This window comes from Demequina sp. NBRC 110057, assembly GCF_002090175.1.
GTDB lineage: Bacteria > Actinomycetota > Actinomycetes > Actinomycetales > Demequinaceae > Demequina.
In genome coordinates, this window is the sequence record NZ_BBRN01000003.1 from 257,527 (window position 1) to 277,873 (window position 20,347).

General features: G+C 64.7%; 13 protein-coding genes. 7 read left to right on the top strand and 6 right to left on the bottom strand.

Features of this window, described 5'->3' with window-relative positions:
• Nucleotides 1–33: 33 nt before the first annotated feature.
• The 3 genes from B7K26_RS01220 to B7K26_RS01230 are packed head-to-tail and all read right to left on the bottom strand — an operon-like array spanning nt 34 to nt 2,391.
• Complete coding sequence (locus tag B7K26_RS01220; RefSeq protein WP_084076869.1) at nt 34–507, bottom strand: GNAT family N-acetyltransferase; 474 nt, start codon at nt 505–507, stop codon at nt 34–36.
• A gap of 15 nt (nt 508–522) precedes the next feature.
• The gene (locus B7K26_RS01225) at nt 523–1,869 is read right to left on the bottom strand and encodes an MFS transporter (RefSeq protein ID WP_084076870.1); all 1,347 of its coding nucleotides are present in this window, start codon (nt 1,867–1,869) and stop codon (nt 523–525) included.
• Nucleotides 1,870–1,926: 57 nt separating this feature from the next.
• Nucleotides 1,927–2,391, bottom strand: a complete 465-nt coding sequence (locus B7K26_RS01230) for a heme-binding protein (protein WP_084076871.1) — start codon at nt 2,389–2,391, stop codon at nt 1,927–1,929.
• Between the two features lie 180 nt (nt 2,392–2,571).
• Here B7K26_RS01230 and B7K26_RS01235 point away from each other — a divergent pair, with 180 nt between their 5' ends.
• Genes B7K26_RS01235 through B7K26_RS12770 form a run of 5 tightly spaced genes read left to right on the top strand, consistent with a single transcriptional unit; the run spans nt 2,572 to nt 12,296 of the window.
• Nucleotides 2,572–5,739 (top strand): helicase-related protein, encoded by a 3,168-nt coding sequence (locus B7K26_RS01235; protein ID WP_084076872.1) that lies wholly within the window; start codon nt 2,572–2,574, stop codon nt 5,737–5,739.
• Entirely contained in the window at nt 5,736–6,518 is a 783-nt protein-coding gene (locus tag B7K26_RS01240) for a DUF4391 domain-containing protein (RefSeq protein WP_084076873.1), read from the top strand. The genes B7K26_RS01235 and B7K26_RS01240 overlap by 4 nt, the downstream gene beginning before the upstream one ends.
• Nucleotides 6,515–8,524, top strand: coding sequence for a site-specific DNA-methyltransferase (locus B7K26_RS01245; protein ID WP_143340396.1), 2,010 nt, complete (start codon nt 6,515–6,517; stop codon nt 8,522–8,524). The genes B7K26_RS01240 and B7K26_RS01245 overlap by 4 nt, the downstream gene beginning before the upstream one ends.
• 4 nt (nt 8,525–8,528) lie before the next feature.
• A complete protein-coding gene (locus tag B7K26_RS01250) occupies nt 8,529–11,612 on the top strand; it encodes a DEAD/DEAH box helicase family protein (protein WP_084076875.1) in 3,084 nt (1,027 codons plus the stop codon).
• A 33-nt stretch (nt 11,613–11,645) separates the two neighbouring features.
• Nucleotides 11,646–12,296: a DUF6338 family protein gene (locus B7K26_RS12770; protein WP_255376040.1), complete on the top strand. Its 651-nt coding sequence runs from the start codon at nt 11,646–11,648 to the stop codon at nt 12,294–12,296.
• A gap of 529 nt (nt 12,297–12,825) precedes the next feature.
• Here the strand turns inward: B7K26_RS12770 and B7K26_RS01255 are convergent.
• Both B7K26_RS01255 and B7K26_RS01265 read right to left on the bottom strand, forming a co-directional pair.
• Nucleotides 12,826–14,685 carry a DUF262 domain-containing protein gene (locus B7K26_RS01255; RefSeq protein ID WP_084076876.1) on the bottom strand — a complete coding sequence of 620 codons (1,860 nt, stop codon included), beginning with the start codon at nt 14,683–14,685 and terminating at the stop codon, nt 12,826–12,828.
• Between the two features lie 333 nt (nt 14,686–15,018).
• Nucleotides 15,019–17,103, bottom strand: coding sequence for a nuclease-related domain-containing DEAD/DEAH box helicase (locus B7K26_RS01265; RefSeq protein ID WP_084076878.1), 2,085 nt, complete (start codon nt 17,101–17,103; stop codon nt 15,019–15,021).
• 215 nt (nt 17,104–17,318) lie between these two features.
• On the opposite strand from B7K26_RS01265, the gene B7K26_RS12995 reads away from it, so the two are divergent.
• Together B7K26_RS12995 and B7K26_RS01275 are read left to right on the top strand one after the other, a co-directional pair.
• Nucleotides 17,319–18,152: an SHOCT domain-containing protein gene (locus B7K26_RS12995; protein WP_143340398.1), complete on the top strand. Its 834-nt coding sequence runs from the start codon at nt 17,319–17,321 to the stop codon at nt 18,150–18,152.
• Between the two features lie 225 nt (nt 18,153–18,377).
• Nucleotides 18,378–19,676 carry an NAD(P)/FAD-dependent oxidoreductase gene (locus B7K26_RS01275; RefSeq protein ID WP_200810911.1) on the top strand — a complete coding sequence of 433 codons (1,299 nt, stop codon included), beginning with the start codon at nt 18,378–18,380 and terminating at the stop codon, nt 19,674–19,676.
• A gap of 19 nt (nt 19,677–19,695) precedes the next feature.
• Here the strand turns inward: B7K26_RS01275 and B7K26_RS12775 are convergent, their stop codons facing one another.
• Nucleotides 19,696–20,325, bottom strand: a complete 630-nt coding sequence (locus B7K26_RS12775; protein WP_143340399.1) for a hypothetical protein — start codon at nt 20,323–20,325, stop codon at nt 19,696–19,698.
• Nucleotides 20,326–20,347: the final 22 nt, after the last annotated feature.

A 20,347-nucleotide genomic window follows, 5' to 3' on the forward strand; every position in this document is an offset into this window, starting at 1 on the left:
GTCACCGGCGGTCCCGGGCCGGTCGCAGGCGGCCTAACCCACCTCCCCAAACGGGTACCGCACCTCCACGAAAGGCCACGCCTCCGCAAGCCAGCGCGGTACGAAGGCCGCCACGGCATCGGCCAACCCGGCCGGGGCATCGGCCACCACCCACCACGAGACCTCCGCCACCGACCCGACATTCCCCACCGCGTCAGCAGGGTCGATGTACACGCACCCATAGATCGCGCCCTCGCCGGCAGGCAGGATCGCGTAATTGAACGACTCGTGCGTGACCATCTCGCGCGCGTGGCGGTCGAGGTCGGCGCGGTCGGCCTCGGCGGTCATGTCGGCCGGCGGCCAGCCCCACTCCTCGCCGTACTTCGCCCACAGGCGAGCCTGGTTCCCCATCACCGCGACCATGTCGATGTCCGTGTCGTCGGGACTGATGGGCCGCAGGTGCACGCCCTCGACCAGGGGCACCAGCAGCGGGTGCTCGAAGTCGGCGGGGAGCCACGCGTCAGTCATAGGCACAACGTAGCGTCAGCCCTTCTCGGCCTCCGGCAGCCCGCGCCCCACCCACGCGCCCACCACGCCAAGCACCGCCAGCGCCACCAGAGCGACAGCATTACCGAACACCGCCAGGCCCGCCGTCACCACGCCCACCGCGAGCAGCAGCACGCCCATGAGCGTGTTCGCGACGGCCACGTACTCGGTGCGCTGATCGCCCTCGGCGATGTCGACCACGTACGTCTTGCGGGCCAGGCGCACGCCCAGGTGCACCAGCGCGAGCACAAAATAGGCGGCAGCCGGCAGCCACGCCGCCTCCCCCACGCCAGGCAGAGCCCGCAGCCCGAGGAACATCACAATCGTGGCCGATGCCGCGATCGAGGCGCCGATCATGAGCCGCCTCGAGGACGCATCGGCCAGCCGTCCGAACACCCGCCCGCCAATGATCCCGGCCACCCCCTGCGCCAGGATGAACAGCCCCAGCGACGACAGCCCCTCGCCGTCGCCCTGCAGCGACAGCGCCACCACGAACGGCGGGCTGAGCGCGGACACGAGCAGCAGGCCGCGGGCCACGACGAAGCGGCGGAAGACGCCGTCGTCCCGCCACAGCCCGGCCGCCTGGCTCACCCAGCCGGGTCCGTCATCGTCCGGCGGGGAATCGCCGGTGGCCGATGCCTGGGTCGCCTCGCGAGGCTTGCTCGCCTCGCCCTCCTCGCTCGGCTCCCGGATGGTCGCGTAGATCAGGGCGCCCAGCGCCCACAGCACGGCCGCGCCGCCGAGCAGCGCCGCGAGCACGCCCACACCCAGGTCCCCGCCCCAGAACCGCAGCCCCAGGCCGAGCGTCACCGCCACGATGGCCGATGCGACGGTCGTCACTCCCTGGATCTGACCCCGCTGCCCTTGCGACACGGTGCGGCCGAGCACGTCTTTGCTCGCGATCGAGCTCAGCGAGCGAGCGACGGCAAACACCGCGAGCGCCACGAGGATGCCGATGCCGGCGACCCAGCCCTCGGCGGTGGCGGCCACGAGCGCCATCGCGGCGGTCGCGACGGCCTGCCCGGCGGCGCCCGCGACCCACACCCACTTGCGTTGGCGCCTGGCCTGCACGCGCGGCGCCCACGCGGCCTGCGGGAGCATGGACCCGGACTCGCGGATGGGCACCAGGAACGCGACGAACGCGCCCGGGGCGCCCAGCGCGTTCATCAGCCACGGCAGGACCGTCTTGGCGTTGACCACCTCGTCGCCCGCCGACTGCAGCGCCTGCGCCGCCATCTGGCGCAGGCCGTTGCCCGCGATGTGCGGGCGCGCGTCGGCGCTCAGGTCATCCGCGTCCGAGTCCTGGTGGCGGACCAGGAGGTCGTAGAGCTTCTGCGCGGACATGCGGCTATTTTCTCAAAGGCTTGAGGGCGGCCGATGCCGTGGCCGGCTTGGCAGCCCCTACTCCCCCAGGAACGGCCCGCCGTTGTCGCGGGGGCCGTCGGGCGCGCGGAACTCCAGGCGGCAAATCGCCCGAATGGCACTGACGAGCCACTCGGCGATCATCTCGTCGTACTCCCCCTGCACGCCGCTGAACGCGACGACGAGCCCCTCGCGCACAATGCCGCCGGGCCACTTGATGTCGCCCGCGCGGTACAGGTGCGGCGAGTGGTCGCGCAGGCGCGAGGTGTCCATGCCGGTGCGCGCGGCGACGCGAGCCTTGGCGGTGGCCCACTCGACAAACTGCTCGGGGTCGTCGCCCAGGTAGGCGTTGAACAAAGGATCGGCCGATGCGTCGGCCGGGTCAAGCACCACGACCCCACCCTTGTAGCCGTTAAGCAGGCCGACCTCGTGGCCGCGCGCGATGGCGGGCTCGATGATGTCCCAGGCTTGGGCGCAGATCTCGCTCGTGATGCCGGTGAACATGTTGAAGTCCTTTCGCTCGGCGCAACCCCGTCATTCTGGCGCATTCTTCGGCACGGCTCCCGAGGTCGGATCACCGCGACACTCGCCAAGGGCCGCCGCTCGACACTCCCAGAGCCGATAGCATCCCTGGAGGAGCGCCGGAGCCGTCTTCGCGCACCAAGCCGCCGTGAGGGGAACACAATGCCGGCCGAAGAACAACGCACGCTTGAAGCCGTCCGTTCGCACCTCCGCGACGCCACGTCAGTTGATTCCCTCTCTGAGTCTTTCTCTGTATTCGTGCACGAGGCGCTCGAGGGCGACCTCGCAGAGGTCGACGCCCGTCTATTGCTCTGGAAGGACAGCCTCGAGAACCATCCGCTGAACGGCCTGGAGGAAGAGAACCTTCTCCGAGCCCGCCTTGACCAGCACCGTGTGGCGCGAGATTTCATCGCATGGGCCGAGCACAAACTCGACGTCAGGGCTCTGGCGAAGAGGACCCGCGACACCTCGACGATCGTTCACGGTGCGAACCCCCTTGCCGTCCAGGGCGCCGGCCTTGAAGCGGAGAGTCTGGGTCTGGTCGCGTCGCCAAACCTTCACATGCCCCTGGGAACGACGGACCGGGCCCAGGTCGGCCAGATCGCCGAGCACTTCGAGCGCGCCTGGAACCACCCCACTGCAGCCGCCGCGGCACGCGAGGCGTTCTTCGAAGCCGCCCGCGCTCTGTACGAGAACCGCGCCCCAGAGTCTCTGTACCTCCGCATCTTGACATCCCTCTTCAGCGACTTCGTCGACGAGTCGGGCGAGGAGACCGAGCGGCGTGGCCGCACCGGTTTCTACGACACGGAAGTGTGGAAGAAGCTCTACAAGTTCCAACGGGACGGAGTCCTCGGCGCGATCGAGAAGCTCGAGCGCCACAATGGCTGCATCATCGCGGACAGTGTTGGTCTCGGAAAGACCTTCGAGGCACTCGCCGTCATCAAGTACTACGAACTCCGCAATGACCGTGTGCTGGTGCTCGCTCCGAAGCGTCTTCGCGCGAACTGGACGCTCTACCGCGCCAATGACGCGCGCAACCCTCTGGTTGCCGATCGCTTCAATTTCGACGTTCTGAACCACACCGACCTGTCTCGCGAAGCCGGCATAAGCGGCGATATCGACCTTGCCCACCTGGAGTGGGGCAACTACGACCTCGTCGTCATCGACGAGTCGCACAACTTCCGCAACAACCCTCAGAGGGACGACCGCACCACGCGCTACGAGCGGATGATGAACGCGGTCATCAAGTCCGGCGTGCGCACCAAGGTGCTCATGCTGTCTGCGACCCCGGTCAACACCCGCCTGGCCGACCTTCGCAACCAAGTCCTCTTCGCCACTGAAGGCGACGACCGGGCGCTCGCACGCGAGGGAGTGAAGGACATCGGCCAGACCCTTCGCCAAGCGCAGACGCGTTTCAACGCGTGGCAGAAGACCCCCGATGAGCAGCGCACGGCAAAGTCCCTCGTCGGCATGCTCGGCATGGACTACATCCGGCTTCTCGATCTCCTCACGATCGCCCGCTCTCGCAAGCACATCGAGAAGTACTACGGCGTCGAGGACACAGGCAAGTTCCCGGAGCGCCTCGCCCCGATCAACCTGACACCAGGCATCGACCTCGACGGCGCCATGATCCCGCTAAACGAGATCAACCGCGCAATCCTGCGGCTCACTCTCGCCGCCTACAAGCCTACGAGCTACGTGCGCGATGGGCTCAAGGAGAAGTACGCCGAGGTCTACGACAGGTCGCTCCGCACCGGTGGGGCCCGCAAGTGGATCCAGACGGACCGCGAGAACAACGTGGTACACCTCCTGCGAGTCGGCCTTCTGAAGCGACTCGAGTCCTCGGTGAAGTCGCTCGGCCTCACGCTGGGGAAGATCCTCGACACGATCGACGCGTCGATCGAACGCCTCAATGAGTTCGAGGTCGACGGGTCACAGGGCGCGTCGATCCAGGACGAGGGCGCAGCCGCAAACCTTGGGCTCGACGACCCTGACCTGGACGATGCGGTTGGCGGCAACGTCAAGGTCTATCTCCAGGACATGAACCGCAGCGGTTGGCGGCAGGACTTGGAAGCCGACCGTGAGACGGTCGCCTCGCTCCTCGCCGAGGTAACCAAGGTCGACGTCTCACGCGATGCGAAACTGGCCGAACTCAAGCGGTTCCTGCGCGACAAGGTGGAGAATCCGACAAACGAGGGCAACCGCAAGGCACTGATCTTCACGGCGTTCAGCGACACCGCGCAGTACCTCTACGAGCATGTGGGGGTGTGGGCACGGCGCGAGCTCGGGGTCAACGTCGCCCTCATCACGGGTCAGTCGACCAAGAGCACTGTGCCTGGTCAGCGCCAGGACATGCACGTCGTGCTCTCCGCGTTCTCGCCGATCTCGAAGGGAGGCAACCCCGACGGCGACACCGTCGACATCGTCATCGCAACCGACACGATCTCGGAGGGGCAGAACCTCCAGGATTGCGACACCGTCGTCAACTACGACATCCACTGGAACCCGGTCCGCATCGTGCAGAGATTCGGACGCGTCGATCGCCTCGGATCGTCCAACGCTTCGGTCCAGCTCGTGAACTTCTGGCCCACGGACGACCTGGATTCGTACATCAACCTCGAAGGCCGGGTCTCGAGCCGGATGAAGCTCCTCGACGTCTCCGCGACGGGCGAGGAAAACGTACTCGACTCGTCGGACATGAACGATCTCGACTACAGGCGCCATCAGCTCGAGCAGCTTCAGAAGGCTGCGCCGGCGATGGAGGACCTCGCCAGTGGACTGTCGATCACGGACCTCACACTGTCGGACTTCCGCATGGATGCCTCGTCGCGGCCCAGAGCCGAACTTCAGCGCATCGATGCGTGGCCGCTCGCCCTATTCGGTGTTGCGAGGTTCGATGCAGGGTTGGAGTCGGATGGGCTCTCGCCTGGGGCCGTATTCCTCCTTCGGGTCAGGGCCGATGCGTTTGGTTTCTCCCAGGCGTATCCGCTCGCCCCGTATGTGCTCGCCTTCGTACGGGACGACGGGACGCTCGCCCACGCTATTGAGGAGCCCAAGCTCGCGCTCGACGTGCTTCGCAGGCACGCGCTCGATCGTGCCGAGCCGGACGATGCGGCGATCGCCGACTTCGAAGCAGCGACACGGCGCGGTCGTGACATGAACCACTATCGGAGTCTGCTGAGTGTGGCGGTCGAGGCCGCCTCGGGCCATGCGGAGCAGAAGCTAGCGGCTTCCATCTTCTCCTCCGCTCCGTCCTTGCTTGGCGCCGATGCGACGACCCCCGGGCTGGAGTCGATCGACGTCGTGGCGTGGATGGCGATCGTCCCGTGACTCCCGCGCCTGTCGACGTCGTGGAGATGCTGGGGCTTCCGGCACGCGCGCGAGAGACACATCGGCTCACGAAGAAGGACATCGTTGAGCAGTGGGAGCACTCGGCGCCTGCCGACGCCCGACTCCTCAGCCGGGCGATCGCCTCGGCAAGAATCGTGGGAGTGTTGAGTCCCGCGACGACCGGCGTTCCTGCCGTCCGCGACGCAGACCGCCCTGTCGACATGATCCCGGTCCTGGAGGTGCGGATGGCCGACGGCATCACCGCGAAGGATCAGCGCCGCGTAGCCGAGCTCCTGCACCGCGCGATGCCCCGTCCCGCCATCGTCGCCCTGTATCCGTCCGAACAGGTCCCTTTTCTCTCGCTCGCCCTCACCAGGCTCAGCAAGACCGAGGCAGGTATGTCGGTCGTAGAGGAGCACCTGGCCGCACCGGCTGACCGGATCGTAGCCGCGTCTCTACACGTGGGCGAACTCGACCGCACCGACCTCGGCGCGCTGTACCGCGATCTCGTGCGACGAGCAGCAGCAGACGGGGTGCCCTCTCCGAGTCTGCGTAACGCCGCCGAGGCGGTGGAACTCCGCCGCCGGGTTGCGGCGCTCGACGAGGATCTCCAGTCGGCGGTGCGCAGCGCAGCGCGCGAGAAGTCGATGCAACGGCGCATAGCGCACAACGGCGAGGCGCGCATCCTCCGTGACCAGATTGCCCAGACCCGCGCGGCGCTCTTCGGAGCCGGCGCTGATCAGACCCGAATAAGCGACGACCCTAAGGTAGGACCGTGACGACGCCCGCAGACAACGACTCAATTCAGTACGCACCGATCGAGGAACTGAGTGGTCGGGGTGAGGCCGCCGACAACGTTGCCCGACTCGCCGAGTTGTTCCCGGATGCAGTCACTGATGGGCATGTCGACCTTGAGGCGCTGCGTGGAATCCTTGGCGATGACGCCGCGCCGGCCGGTAGCGAAGCGTCGGGACTACGGTGGGTCGGAATGGCCGAGGCCCGTCGCCTGTCGACGCTTCCCGCGACCGGGACGCTCTTGCCCCGCCCGGACGAGTCCGTGGACTGGGACTCGACGCGGAACATCGTGATCGAGGGCGACAACCTCGAGGTTCTCCGACTCCTTCGGCGCGGTTACACGAACGAGGTCGATGTCATCTACATAGACCCGCCCTACAACACCACGAACGACTTCGTCTATGACGACAGCCGCGTCTCGACGGTAGCTGAGCATGAGACCGACGCCGGCCTGCGTGATGAGGAAGGTGCAACCCAGGTTGGTGCTGGGTCCAACCGCGCGGAAGAACGCCGTCTCGCCTCTGCACGGCATGCCAAGTGGCTCTCGATGATGTATCCGCGTTTGCTCGTGGCGCACTCGCTCCTCAAGGAGACGGGCGTGCTCGTCGCGGCGATCGATGACAACGAGCACGCGCGGCTGAAGTTGCTCTTGGACCGAGTGTTTGGCGCCGAGAACTTTATTGCCAATGTGGTGTGGCAGGGCGGGCGCAAGAACGACTCTCGCTACATTTCCGTGGGCCACGACTACATGCTTGTATACGCCAAGAGCGAAGGCGCGCTCGCGGAACTTGGCACTCGGTGGCGCGAAGAAAAGATCGGCGTCGAAGACGTTCTTGCCGCAGGCCAGCGCGCGTGGAGCGCCGCTGACGGCGACGAGGCCGGGGCTCGGCGCCACATGGTCGATTGGTTCCGTTCGCAGCCCGAAGACTCGCCTGTGCATGCCATGGCGCGCTATACCTATTTCTTGCCGGACGGAAGGCTCTGTCGGGACGATAACGTCACCTGGCCCGGCGGCGGCGGGCCGAAGTACGACGTGCTGCACCCAGTCACGGGACTTCCGGTGCCTGTTCCCGAGCGTGGCTGGCGTTCATCTGAGCCCAAGATGCTCGAAGACATTGCGGCCGGCCGAATCATCTTCCGCGACGATCACACGAAGCCCATCAGTGCCAAGCGACCACTTGATGAAGTCACGGGTCAGGTCGCGATGTCGGTTTTCGACCGCCAGCGGACTCACGGCGGACGCCGGCTGAAGGAGTTGTTTGATGGTGAGTCACCCTTCGATTTCCCCAAGGACGTAGAAGTGCTGAGTCGCTGGATCAATCTCGTTTCGGGCAGCAAGAAGGACGCGCTCGTAGTCGATTACTTTGCGGGGTCGGGCTCCACCGGGCACGCTGTCATGGACCTCAACGCCGCTGATGGTGGAATCCGTCGATACATGCTCGTGCAGCTCGACGAGGAGGTCGGGAAGGACGGCTACGACACCATCGCCGACATCACCCGCGAACGGCTGCGCCGAGCTGGCAAGAAGGTCGCAGAGAACCTCACCCTCGAGTCCGCTGACATCGACCTCGGCTTCCGTTCCTACCGCCTTGCGTCGTCGAACCTCGAGCCATGGGACGGTACCGGCGAACTGAACCTGATGGAGGCCGTCGACAACCTCGTTGAGGGCCGTTCGAGCGATGACCTGCTGGTCGAGATGATGCTTCGACTCGGCATCGAGCTCACGACGCCTGTCGAGACCCGCGAGGTCGCGGGCAGCACCCTCTACAACCTTGGCGCGGGCACGCTCTACGCCTACTTCGGCGAGAACGTGACGACCGAGCTAGCGATCGAGCTGGCGCGTGCGCTGGTGCAGTGGCGTGACGAGAACCCCGTCGACTCGGACGTGACGATCGTCGTGCGCGACACCGGCTTCGTCGATTCGTCAGCGAAGTTGAACTTGGACGCCGCAGTGAAGCAGGCCGGATTCACCACCTTCCGGAGCATCTGACGCGATGAAGTTCTCCTTCGACGCGGACCTCGATTACCAGCGTGCCGCCATCGACGCCGTGACCGGACTGTTTGCCGGCCAGGATGTGATGACCGGAGCCTTCGATGTGTACGCGCATCCCGCTCTGCACGCGGGCTTCCACGGCATGGCGGACACCGGTGTCGCCAACCGCCTGGTGCTCGACGCGGACTCCGTCCTTGAGAATCTCCACGCCGTCCAGGAGAACTCAGGCTTCGCGCCGGAGCCGGCTCTCGCTTCGTCCAACTTCACGATCGAGATGGAGACCGGTACGGGAAAGACGTACGTCTACCTCCGCACCGTCTACGAGCTGAACCAGCTGTACGGGTTCACCAAGTTCATCGTCGTTGTGCCCTCGGTCGCCATCAAGGAAGGCGTGCTGACCTCGCTCGGGATGCTGAAGGAGCACTTCGGGTCCCTGTATGGCAACCCGCCGATGCAGTACTTCCAGTACGACGGAGCCAACCCGTCGCGTGTGCGTTCCTTCGCCACGTCGTCGGGCATCGAGATCATGGTCGTCACCGTGGCGGCGATAAACAAAGCCTCGAACACGATGCACAAGCCGGTGGAGGCCCTTGACGACGAGCGGCCGATCGACCTGATCGCCGCGACGAAGCCCATCGTCATCGTCGACGAACCCCAGAGCGTCTATGGCGACGACGGCAGCCCACGCAAGAAGAAGGGCGCTGGCCGCGTAGCCATCGAGAAGTTCGATCCGCTCGCGGTGCTGCGGTATTCGGCCACGCATCCCAAGTTCGACAAGGGAAACCTCGTCTACCGCCTGGACGCCATCGCCGCGTACGAGAAGCAGCTCGTGAAACAAATCGAGGTGGACTCGCTCGTGACCGAGTCCAGCGGGACTTCGCCGTATGTGCAACTCAAGAGTGTGAAGCGCACTGCCGGTCGGTTCAGCGCGCGCGTCGAGGTGGATGCGGAGCAGGGCGGGAAAATCGTGCGCAAGGTCGTTACGGTGCGCGACCACGACAATCTGCAGTTCATCACTGGCCGTGATCTCTACAAGGACCTCACAGTGAGTGGGCTGAGTGTGTCGCCTGACTGGATCCGTTTCCACGAGGTCGCGGAGGAGCTTCGTCCAGGAGAGTCGATCGGCGCTGAGGTGAGTCTGGGTGAGCGGGCGCGTCAGATGATCGCGCAGACGATCCGCCAACATCTGCGCAAGGAGAAGGAGTTCGCCTTCTCAGGTCTCCCGATCAAGGTGCTGAGCCTGTTCTTCGTTGACTCGGTTGCCAAGTACCGGGAGTACGACGCCGACGGCGTGGCGCAGCCGGGGGAGTACGCGCTCATCTTCGAGGAGGAGTACGCGAAGGTCTCGCGCGAGGCCGAGTTCTCGACGATCCTTCCTGAGCAGCCCGCAGACGCTGTGGCACAAAACGCCCATCAGGGCTACTTCTCCGTCGACCGCAACAAGAAGAGTGGTGCAGAGCGGTTTGTCGATACGGCCGAAACCACCGCTGCTGGGCGTCAGCAGGCGGAATTTGCGTACGAGCAGATCATGAGGAACAAGGTCGAGCTCACCAAACCGGGGACCCCGATCCGCTTCATCTTCAGCCACTCCGCTCTCCAGGAGGGGTGGGACAACCCAAACGTCTTCCAGGTCTGCGTGCTGCGCAACATGGGGTCTGAGCGGTGGCGGCGTCAGAGCATCGGCCGCGGTCTGCGCCTCGCGGTGGACGGCCACGGCAACCGAATCCGCGGATTCGGCGTCAACCGCCTGACGGTCATCGCCAACGAGTCCTTCGAGGAGTTCGCCGAGCAGCTCCAGCATGAGCTCGCCGAGGACCTCGGTATCGAGTTCGGCAAGGTCACCATCGACGGATTTGCGCGGCTCACCTTCAAGGATCCCGATCAGGACGGGAAGGTCGTTCCGGTCGGCAACGACTCTGCGCAGAAGCTCTTCGAGAGCCTCGTGGCCGGCGGCTACGTCGACAAGGCTGGTGCTGTCCAGGAGTCGCTGCGGAAGGCGATCACGGAGGACAGCGAGAGCCTCAAGGCTTTGGTTAAGGACGTCGTCGAAACGGATGTGGCGCAAATCGCACTGCTCGGGCTCCTCAAGCGCCTGTCGAAGCCGATCGAGATCAAGAAGGCGTCCGAGCGTGTCGTCGTGCCCGTCGTCCGCGAGCGGCTCGAGAGCCCGGAGTTCGAGGCGTTGTGGAGTCGAATCCGGCATCGGACCGAGTACCGACTGCACGTGGACGAGGAGAACCTGCGAGAGACGCTGATCGACAAGCTGCGACAGATGGAACCTGTTCGGAAGCGCAAGGGCGAATGGCAGACCTCTCGCGTCGAGCGGATCGATCAGAGCGGTCTCACCGCCGATGTTACGAGTATTCGCCGCGCGGACATGACCTACGCGGACTCTGAAGACCTGCCCGACATCCTGTCGGTGCTCGCAGACAGGACGCAGCTCACGCGCGCGACGATCGCTTCGGTTCTCACCGAGTCTGGGACGTTGCCACAGTTCCGCGACAACCCGCAGGCCTACGTGGACCGAGTCTCAAAGCTGCTGAACGAGACGAAGGCGCAGTTTCTGGTGAACGGGCTCACATATGACCTGGTTGCCGATGATCGTCCCGATGATGACCGATGGTACCCGCTCACTCTGCTCGAGCAGGCTGATCTCCAGGGCTATGTGGGTAACGGCGGCAACGTCGTCGTCAACAGCGATGGCGAGGCAATCGACTTCAGTGCCAAGTCCCCGTACACCCATGTGGTGTCGGACTCCCAGGTGGAGTCCGCTCTCGCGCTCGAGTTGCTTCGCCGCGAGGACGTAAAGTCCTTCGTCAAGCTGCCCTCGAACTTCACGGTGCCGACGCCGTTCGGGAAGTACAACCCGGACTGGGCGGTTACCGTGGAGACCCCCGATGGTGGCCGCCACATAGTTTTCGAGACCAAGGGGACGACGAACACGGCGCTGCTCGGCGGGTTCCAGGAGCCGAAGACGATCGCTGGCCGACTCCACTTCTCGACGGTCGCCGAGAGGCTCGGATACGGCGATCTGAAGTACGCGGTTGGGGTTGGCATAAATGACCTCGAGGGTTCCCTTGAGTAGTATTCGAGCAACTCGAAGCCACCGCGAGGCGACGTGACACCCAGTTCGGTAACTCAGGTCGTGATCTGGTTGCTGGCATTGGTACCAGGCATCGTCTACCGTGCTGCTCGCATGCGATCTGCAGGTGCGAACTCAAGAGATCTAGACGCCACTCATCGAATCCTCGGCGCCTTCGTCGCCTCGGTGGTGTTTGCTGCGTGTTACGCGTTGTTGTTCGGGGACGCCATTCTCGAACTACTGACGACGCCCATCGCGGAGACCGACCTCGCGACACTCGGAGGCACTGCAATTGTGTGCTGCGTCGTTGCGCCCATGCTTGTCGCCGTGGCGGTCAACGTCGCGGCCAATGTTGCAGCGAAGGAGAACTGGCAAGATCTCCGTGGCTGGAAGTCGTCCGACAAAAGGATTCGCACCACCACGGCCAATGTCGCCGCATGGCTGTATGTGAACGCGCTCGGGCGCTTCATTAGGGTCACTCCGTGGGACCTCCGAGTGCCGCACCTCGGGGACACTTGGGTTCGGATCCGCAAACGTGACGGAGTCTTCCTGATGGGGTATCTTTCCGCCGAAGCCGGATTCGTCGCAACGTATCCTGACCGGCCATCGCTATTCCTCTCCCCTCAGGCAAGTGTCGATTCGGACGGGACATTCATCAAAGTCGCTCCAGATGGGCGGGGACTCTAGTATGAACTCGAGCCCGGAGATATGGTCGAGTTCCTCGACCAGGGCGATGATGAAAGCCCGCCCAGCGGGGAGAAGTCCGAGTCCGCGAACGATCACCGAGAGGGATGAAATGGCTGACACAGACCCGAAGCGGAAGTCTCTTGTTGGCGGCGCCGTGCCGTTTAGCGAGGGGGCATCACTTACGCATGGTGCTTTTCCCTCAAGCGCAGCAAAGGGTGTACCCCGTCCTCCGGCGAAGACGCCAGCGTCGTCGAGTGACGCGAACCCGAAGAAGTAGTCAACCCGACCCGATCCACTCTGGCTCGTAGGCCCAGCGGATACGCGGCGAGACATTGCCGTAGCGACAGGCAGATGACGATTCCTCACGAGGAGTGTGCGAAGTAGACGTTGCGGGTCCGTAGTGCATTGGCTCCCCGGCACACCGACTCTAGGCACCACGAGGCTAGGAGTCGGTCACGTAGCAACGTCGGCGGCGCCATAGTCGGACTAGAGTGCGGTGTGCAGGCCCCGCGCGCTAAGGCGCGATCGGCTAAGCGTCGGATCTGCCTGGTTCGTCTGCATCATCAAAGGCAACTTCAAATTCGACATCGTCGAACTGCTCCGAACCTTCATCAGCGTGGCCAGCGTCGATGTCTCGTTGAACGGCCTTACCAAGAACCGCCTCTACGATGACGCAGAGCGCCTCGCGACGCTCGCGGAAGAACGCATCAAAATCATCAATGCGAAGTGCCGCTGACGGCACCGCGTGGCTGGCGAGGACGGCGTCGAGTTGGGACGCTTCGATTTGACCTCGACTTTGAATAACTTGCACATATTCCGACGGTGCCGCGCCCCCAATCGTTCGATTAGTACGAGCGCTGATCGCAGTCTTGTTGACGATGCTCTCCCTACGCTCGTCGTCGATCCCGTGCTGGTGGCACCAGTGCTGAGGGAAGATGTGATGAATGTCCACTGCGAGGTCGACATACTGGACTTTGTCGAGAGCCTTGTCTTCCATCCAGTCCCGTGCCCCGTTGGCGAGCAGAAGCGCGGCAATGCCTTTGTAGGCCGCCGCGTTGCGCGTCCGCAGCGAGTGGAGGCGCGACTCCGTGAAGTTCGCATCCTGAACGGTCCGCGGTGTCGATTCCGTCTGACCGAGCGCCCAGCCGGGCACCATCTCAATGTCGCGTGCGAACCTCGTCTCGATCGCCGATCCATAAAGCTCACCGAGCACTCCACACCAGTACCAGCGCCGGAGCTTCTCGCTCACGCCGACCAGGTCCGCATCCTTGCCCAGCACAACCCGGATCGCCGCTAGCGGCACGAGCTGTTTTGCGTAGGGGATGTCCCGCGATACGAAGATGTGCCGATCTGCGAGGAAGGTCGCGGCCCAGGCAAATGCCTCACGCAAAGGATCGCGCCATCGAAGGTAGTCCTGGAGGGTGAGCTTCAAGACATCCTCGCGCTTGGCGGAGATCGCAGGGCGCCGTTCCGACGTGTCGCTCAGGTGTCGTTCCCGCGTTGTGAGCATCGTCACCGCCTGCAGGAAGTCGGTACTTTCCACTTTGCTCAATACAGGTTGCTGGGCCCACGCGCGCTGCGTCTCGTGCCAGTCGTCGTTCAACCTGAAGTCCTGGCCTGTCTCCGCAAAGAAGTCCGCATCGCCTGCGAACACGGCTGTCAGGAGCTCGAACACGTTAAGCGGCAGGCCTCCAATGTTGACTTTCTCGAACACAGTGGCGACCGCCGCTTTGTCCGTACTCTCGTCGAGCACGATCGCTGGGATATCGTAGGTCGCTGCCGGCTTGATGAACGCCTCGTGGAACTGCTTGCCCAGGTCGCGATCGTCGAGTTCGAGGATCCAACTCATGTAGTCGCCATACAGCAGATGCAACGGAAAGTAGCCGAGCGCTCGCTGCTTGTCGAAGTCGCTGAGGTCGAGTTCGACGTCTTTGCCGAAGTTCGTCCGCACGACCCCGTCAGCAGGAATGCTGATGACCGCCTCATCGACGCGGTCGAACGACGATAGTGCCGACTCCATGTGAACGAGGTATCGCCGGTCAAGGAGCTTTCCGCGACTGTCTTTCGTGGCCACGGCACCGTTGCCACTCAACGCTTGAGTGAGCGACGTCAAACGCTGTTGCCCATCGAGGAGTAGGTGCTTGGCCTCGGTACCAGGCTGCAGGTCGACCCCTTCGATCGCGCGTGGCTTGAAGCGGACCTGCGCGTTTCCAGTCTTGAGGAGCATGACTGCACCCATGGGATGACCTCTAAGCACCGTCACGAGCAGCTGGCGGATGCGCTCGTCTTCCCACTTGTACCCGCGCTGGAAGTCCGGCAACTGAATCTCGCCAGACCGCGTCCACGCGAGGTACTCGCCCAACTCGTACATCGGCGTCAGGAAGCCCATGCCAACTCCTTTCGGTCAGTTTGCTGCGACGCTCGCGTCACTCCGCGCCTCCGCTGTGCCGGTTTGGTTGCATGACGCGCCTTACGGCATCGACCATCTCGTCGTCGAGCACCCAACGAGCATGCTTGTTCTCGCCGTTCGGTCGGTAGATGTCGCGGAGGACTGCTCTCACTCTGCGTTGATCCACGCCGAGCTGGACCGCGATTTCTTTGGGAGTCGTAGCCATGGCTCGAACCTATCGATCATCCGCTGCATGTGCCGGTCCATCGTGTGGCGTTCTCCCGCCTGAGGCATCTCGCGGACCATCACCGACGCTGGCGCACCGACTCTGTGTCATCCCAACACCCCCACCCACAGCCCATCGCGCGCTCGCGTCATCCCCACATAGAGTTCGCGCCGGGCGAGATCCCAGCGCTCACGCTCCACCTCGTTTTCCGGCGGCACCGCTCCTGCGAGTAGCGAAGTGGAGACATCGGCGACCACCACCTGCTTGAACTCGAGACCCTTGGCACGCTTGATCGTTCCCACCTTGACCGCGTCCACAGGTGAACCGTCGTACGACGTCAGTTTCACGACAGGTATGCCAGCCACTTTCAGGGCATCGGCGATCCGGTTGGCCGTATAGCCCGAGTACGACAGCACGCCGATGTCGCCCCAATTGGTCGCAACGTCTGTCTGCACCTGCTCGACGTGACGGACCACCCGCCGGTCCATCTCGGTCTTGGTCATGCACTCGACGACCGAGGGCTCAGGTCCGGTTCGCGGCACGTTCCCGGGCCGCTCGCCGCGAGCGATCTCTCCGTCGATGTCTGCGTATTCCGAACCAGCGATGACCCCGTGCGCAAAGTCGAGGACCTCCCGCGTGTTGCGGTAGTTGGTGTCGAGCACCACGCCACGGTTCGCGACCGAGATTCCCGCCTCCGCAAGCGTGTAGCCGCCGGGGTAGATGGACTGCTGGCCGTCGCCGATGAGCGTGAATCCGTCGGGCGCGTCGCCGACGATGGAATGCAGCATGCGCACCATGGCACAGCTCAGGTCTTGCGCCTCGTCCACAATCACGGCGGCGAACGGCTCGTCAAGCGGCAGGCGGCGCAGCTCAGACTCGGCGAGCAGGATCACATCCGCGAAGTCGTGGACCCGGGCCGCGCGCAGTTCGCTCGAGTAATCCTCGTAGAGATCCCACACCGCGCGCCGCTGCACTGCACCAAGCTGATGCCCCCTCCCAGTGCGCACAAGATCCGCGTATGCGCGGAAGTCAGTGACGCCACGCCCCTTCAGCACGTGCGCGATCTCGTCCTTCCAGTACGCCTGCGGTAGCCCCTTCGCCTTAAGGGGACTATCGCCTGACAGACTCCCCCACGCGCGACGGAAGGCAGCATCGGCCAACTTCGCGTCGACCTTGACACTCACTCCCCTGTCGCGCAGAACACCGAGCGCAAACTGGTGGACGCCCATGAAGTCGACGCGGTCAGCGACGTCCGGCGCCATGCGGTCGAGGTGGCTCTTGAGAACATCGGGCAGGGTGCGCACGAAGGTCGTCACGAGCACGCGGCCCGGCCGCGTGCGGGCGAGGTACGCAGCGCGGTGCAAGCCCACGACCGTCTTCCCGGTGCCCGCTGCACCACGAATGCGAGAAGGCCCCTTGAAGTTGCGGCGAACTAGTTTCGCCTGGTCCGGGTGGAGGAAGGACATCCACTCCTCGATCGGCTGCGCAAGGATTCCGACAAGGATCGCGGCTGCGACGTCGGACTGTTCCAGGAGCGCTGGCGGGAGTTCCGGTTCGGGCGGCGGAGAGAGAACGGGCTCGGCCACGACTGCCTGTGGGGCGGGACTGGCGCCGACCAACGGGAACAGCTTGAGCGCACGCTCGAGGACCGCATCGACTTGGCCGGGTGTGAGCCGGGTGCCGCGCCCGGCGATGTAGCGAGCGATGTCCTTTTCACCGACGATGTCGACAGGGCCGATGCGGTGGCTGAGTTGCGCATGACCTGCCAACACCACCACGACGTGCACTTCTCCGGGCGCGAGGCCTACGACTGCGAGGTCTTCCTCAACGGTATCGCCCAGGTCGGCCAGACTCATCAGGGATTCGGTGACGTCCTCGTCGGCGCGGAAGATTCGCTGGTCGCGGATCGAGACATCGTTCCACGCCTTCGTATCGACGATGAAGACCCCCTGCGGCCCCAGGGCCACAAGGTCCACCTGTGCGCTGCGACTGCCCGGCCACTTGCGATCGGCAAGGAACGTAACGCCGATGGCGGAGAGCGGCGCGAGTGCTTCCATAGTGCGGCGCTCGGTGATAGACGCGATGTCATATCGGCCGGCCGTCGCGTTGGCCTCCTTGGCAGCCGCTGCATGTGCTTGCGCGAGCGCGCGCTGGCGCTGCGCCTCGATTCCGGCCGATTCCCCTGCGAACATCAACACCCCCGCTGGGACAATATCGGAAGGCGTCGCGAGAAAGTTGAATCATCTGCCGTCGTCGATACCGCCGAGCCCGCGACCCTGCGTGTGCCGGCTGTGTCACAGGCTTCACCTAGAATCTCACTGGGCTCCGGGCCGCGAAGAGATATCGCGGGTCGAGACGCGGATTCGCGCGAGCAGCGAAGCCACGCGAAGTATCGAAAGTGGGGATCATGGCTGAGGAGACACCGCGGGATTTCCCGTTGGAGGAGAGCACCGGGAAGCTCCGAATGAGCGGCGGGTTTCGGAAGTTCGGGCAATCAATGCAGAAGGTTGTCTCCGACAAGAAAGCGTCTCTGGACGAAGCGAAGCTCAAGCACGCAGCGGACGCCGAAGCCGCCGGCAGACTCGTGACGGCCGGCGTGTTCGGGACCTCGACAGTCGAGATCTACGAGCACGGGTATGTCCGGGTCGCCTCCCACGGCGACGGTGCAGCCATGTCTCAGGCCAAGACCATTGGGAAGAAAACGCCCTACGAAAAGCTGCGCTCCATCAGCTATTCGCCGTCCGAGCAGGAGCGCGCGGCGATCAGTGCCGCGAACCCGCTAGAAAGCGCAGTGGGAACCGCCCTCATGGGACTGATGAAGGGGACAACGAGCTTCATGAAGACGACTGCTCCTGGTCTCGCGGCAAGTGGGATTGCGCATGTCGCGGCGAAGGGTTCTCGCGTCAGCCAGTTGACGATCGCTACTGACAAGACGATCCATCGCCTCACGAATGAGACTTACAACGGCTTGATGAATTCCGGCCAGAAGGGCCACAACGTTATCGGCCGCGAGCTCGAGGCAGCAGGTAAGTCGGTCCTGCCGAGCGACGATCCGGCCGAGGTTCATGGCAGTCCGACCACGGCTGCGGCGACGGCACCGCTGCCCAGCACGACTGCGCTTCCCACAGCAGCTCCCACACTCGCTGAGCGCATGCGCGAACTCGCAGAGCTACACCGCGAAGGCATCCTTTCAGACGAAGAGTTCGCTGCCGCGAAGACGAAGTTTCTCGGCGGGCTCTAGTCGCGGCCCCCGACGCGCAAGATATCTATCTCGGACGCCGCCATTGGCGCGTGACCTCGGTCGCGTAAACAACCGCGCGCGGCGGCGAGCGGCGAGCCACGGGTTTCCGCCGACGCCGGCTTCGCGCACACCCACGTGAAGCCGGCGCTCTCGGAGTAGCGTTTCGAATCTGTCTAGATCACCTGCTCTACACTCGCCTCATCTCAACGACGAGAAAGAGGAACGATGGCTGAGGATCGCACCCTCGTGATCGGCGCCGGGCCCGCTGGCCTGGCCGCCGCGCGCGCACTCAAGGAGCAGGGACTGCCCTACGACCACGTCGAGCGGCACAGCGCGGTTGGCGGCCTGTGGGATATCGACTCCCCCGGCACGCCCATGTACGAGTCGGCCCACTTCATCAGCTCCCGCACCATGTCCGGCTTCCCCGGCTACCCCATGCCCGAGGACTACCCCGACTACCCGAACCACCGCCAGATCCTCGCGTACCTCCGCTCGTTTGCGGCCGATGCCGGACTCGCCGATGCCATCACCTTCAGTACCGAGGTGGTCACCATCGAGCGCGGCGACGACGGCGCGTTCACCGTCACCACGCGGGCCGCGGACGGCACCACGCAGACACGGCGCTACGCCCAGGTGATCGCGGCATCGGGCGTCCAGTGGGACCCCAACGTCATCGACATCCCCGGCTACACGGGCGAGATCCGCCACAGCGTCACGTACCGCGACCCCAGCGATTTCGCGGGTCGGCGCGTACTCATCGTGGGTGCGGGAAACTCGGGATGCGACATCGCCTGCGACGCCGCCCGCAGCGCCGATCACGCCGCGATCTCGATGCGTCGCGGCTACTGGTTCATCCCCAAGCACATCTTCGGCAAGCCCGTCGACGTCTTCGCCGAGTCCGGGCCCTCCATGCCGATGTGGCTCGAGCAGGCCGTCTTCGGCCGCCTGCTGCGCGTCATCAACGGCGACCCCACGCGCCTGGGCCTCCAGAAGCCCGACCACAAGCTCTTCGAGACCCACCCGCTGCTCAACGACCAACTCCTCCACCACCTCCAGCACGGAGACATCGCGGCGCGGCCGGGCATTGCATCGGCCGATGGCACCGTCATCACCTTCACCGACGGCACTACCGAGGACGTGGACCTGGTGCTGCTCGCCACGGGCTACCGGCACACCATCGCCTACGCGCAGGACCTCTACGGCGACGAGCAGCACCCCGACATGTACCTCACGGCCTTTGCGCGCACGCCGGGGCTGTACGGGATCGGGTTCGTGGAGACCAACTCGGGCGCGTACATCCTTATGGACATGCTGAGCCAGATGGTCGCGCAGCACATAGCGGACCGCACTCGCCGGCCGGGGGCATGGAAGGCGTTCGAGCGGCACGTGGCGACCGACCGGCCCGACCTGTCCGGCGGGATCAACTTCGTGGACTCGCCGCGGCACACCGGATACGTCGATGCGCACGCGATCCAGAAGTACCTGAAGGCCGTCTCGCGGCGCATGGGGTGGGCGCTGAGGTAGAAAGGGCCGCGCCCGCGCGTTACGGGGCCCAGGTTCCGCAAAGAATCACGGACGGTGGCGTGGCGTCTCCGGCCTGACGCATCGCGTCGTCGAGACGACGAGCGAGTCGACCACTCGCCGCGGACGAGGATCGCGACAGATCCCGTTGGATCTCGTCGAGTGACATCGATCGAGGTTCCGCCGCCGACCAGCCATGGATTGCGACTATCGGCAGCAAGGGACGGCGAACGAGCTCGTCGATATCCACACCCGCTGCCACGCTTGCAATGACCTGCGAGATCGGAGCATTCTGCGCGAGCGCAGCACGGCCGAGCGCCCCGGCCCGAGCAGCACGGTAGACGTACTCGACTTTCTCTCGCGTCACCGAATGACCGAGTGCCAGCGCCGAGGCAAGAGCCTGAGCCGCCGCCTGCGCTGTCGCGACTCGCCCACGTGATGCAGGCTTGATCTCGATAGCAGCGAGCCGCCCGGCCTCCACGACCCCCAGAAAATCGACCGCAGGCTCACCCCAGTACGCCCGGGAATCGTTCACACGCCACGAAGGCGCCATGACTTCCCATCCGGTAATGCGGGCTTCCATGCCGGCGACCGAGATCGGGGCGCTCGTCGCCGCCCGCGTGAGGTCTGCCTGCAGATCCCATTCGGTCACGCCGACACCCTAGCGATGGACG

Coding starts and splice junctions, on each gene's coding strand:
- B7K26_RS12995 (WP_143340398.1), top strand. CDS start 17,319: ATGGCTGAGGAGACACCGCGGGATTTCCCGTTGGAGGAGAGCACCGGG.
- B7K26_RS01255 (WP_084076876.1), bottom strand. CDS start 14,685: ATGGGCTTCCTGACGCCGATGTACGAGTTGGGCGAGTACCTCGCGTGG.
- B7K26_RS01250 (WP_084076875.1), top strand. CDS start 8,529: ATGAAGTTCTCCTTCGACGCGGACCTCGATTACCAGCGTGCCGCCATC.
- B7K26_RS01235 (WP_084076872.1), top strand. CDS start 2,572: ATGCCGGCCGAAGAACAACGCACGCTTGAAGCCGTCCGTTCGCACCTC.
- B7K26_RS01230 (WP_084076871.1), bottom strand. CDS start 2,391: ATGTTCACCGGCATCACGAGCGAGATCTGCGCCCAAGCCTGGGACATC.
- B7K26_RS01220 (WP_084076869.1), bottom strand. CDS start 507: ATGACTGACGCGTGGCTCCCCGCCGACTTCGAGCACCCGCTGCTGGTG.
- B7K26_RS01225 (WP_084076870.1), bottom strand. CDS start 1,869: ATGTCCGCGCAGAAGCTCTACGACCTCCTGGTCCGCCACCAGGACTCG.
- B7K26_RS01265 (WP_084076878.1), bottom strand. CDS start 17,103: ATGTTCGCAGGGGAATCGGCCGGAATCGAGGCGCAGCGCCAGCGCGCG.
- B7K26_RS01275 (WP_200810911.1), top strand. CDS start 18,378: ATGGCTGAGGATCGCACCCTCGTGATCGGCGCCGGGCCCGCTGGCCTG.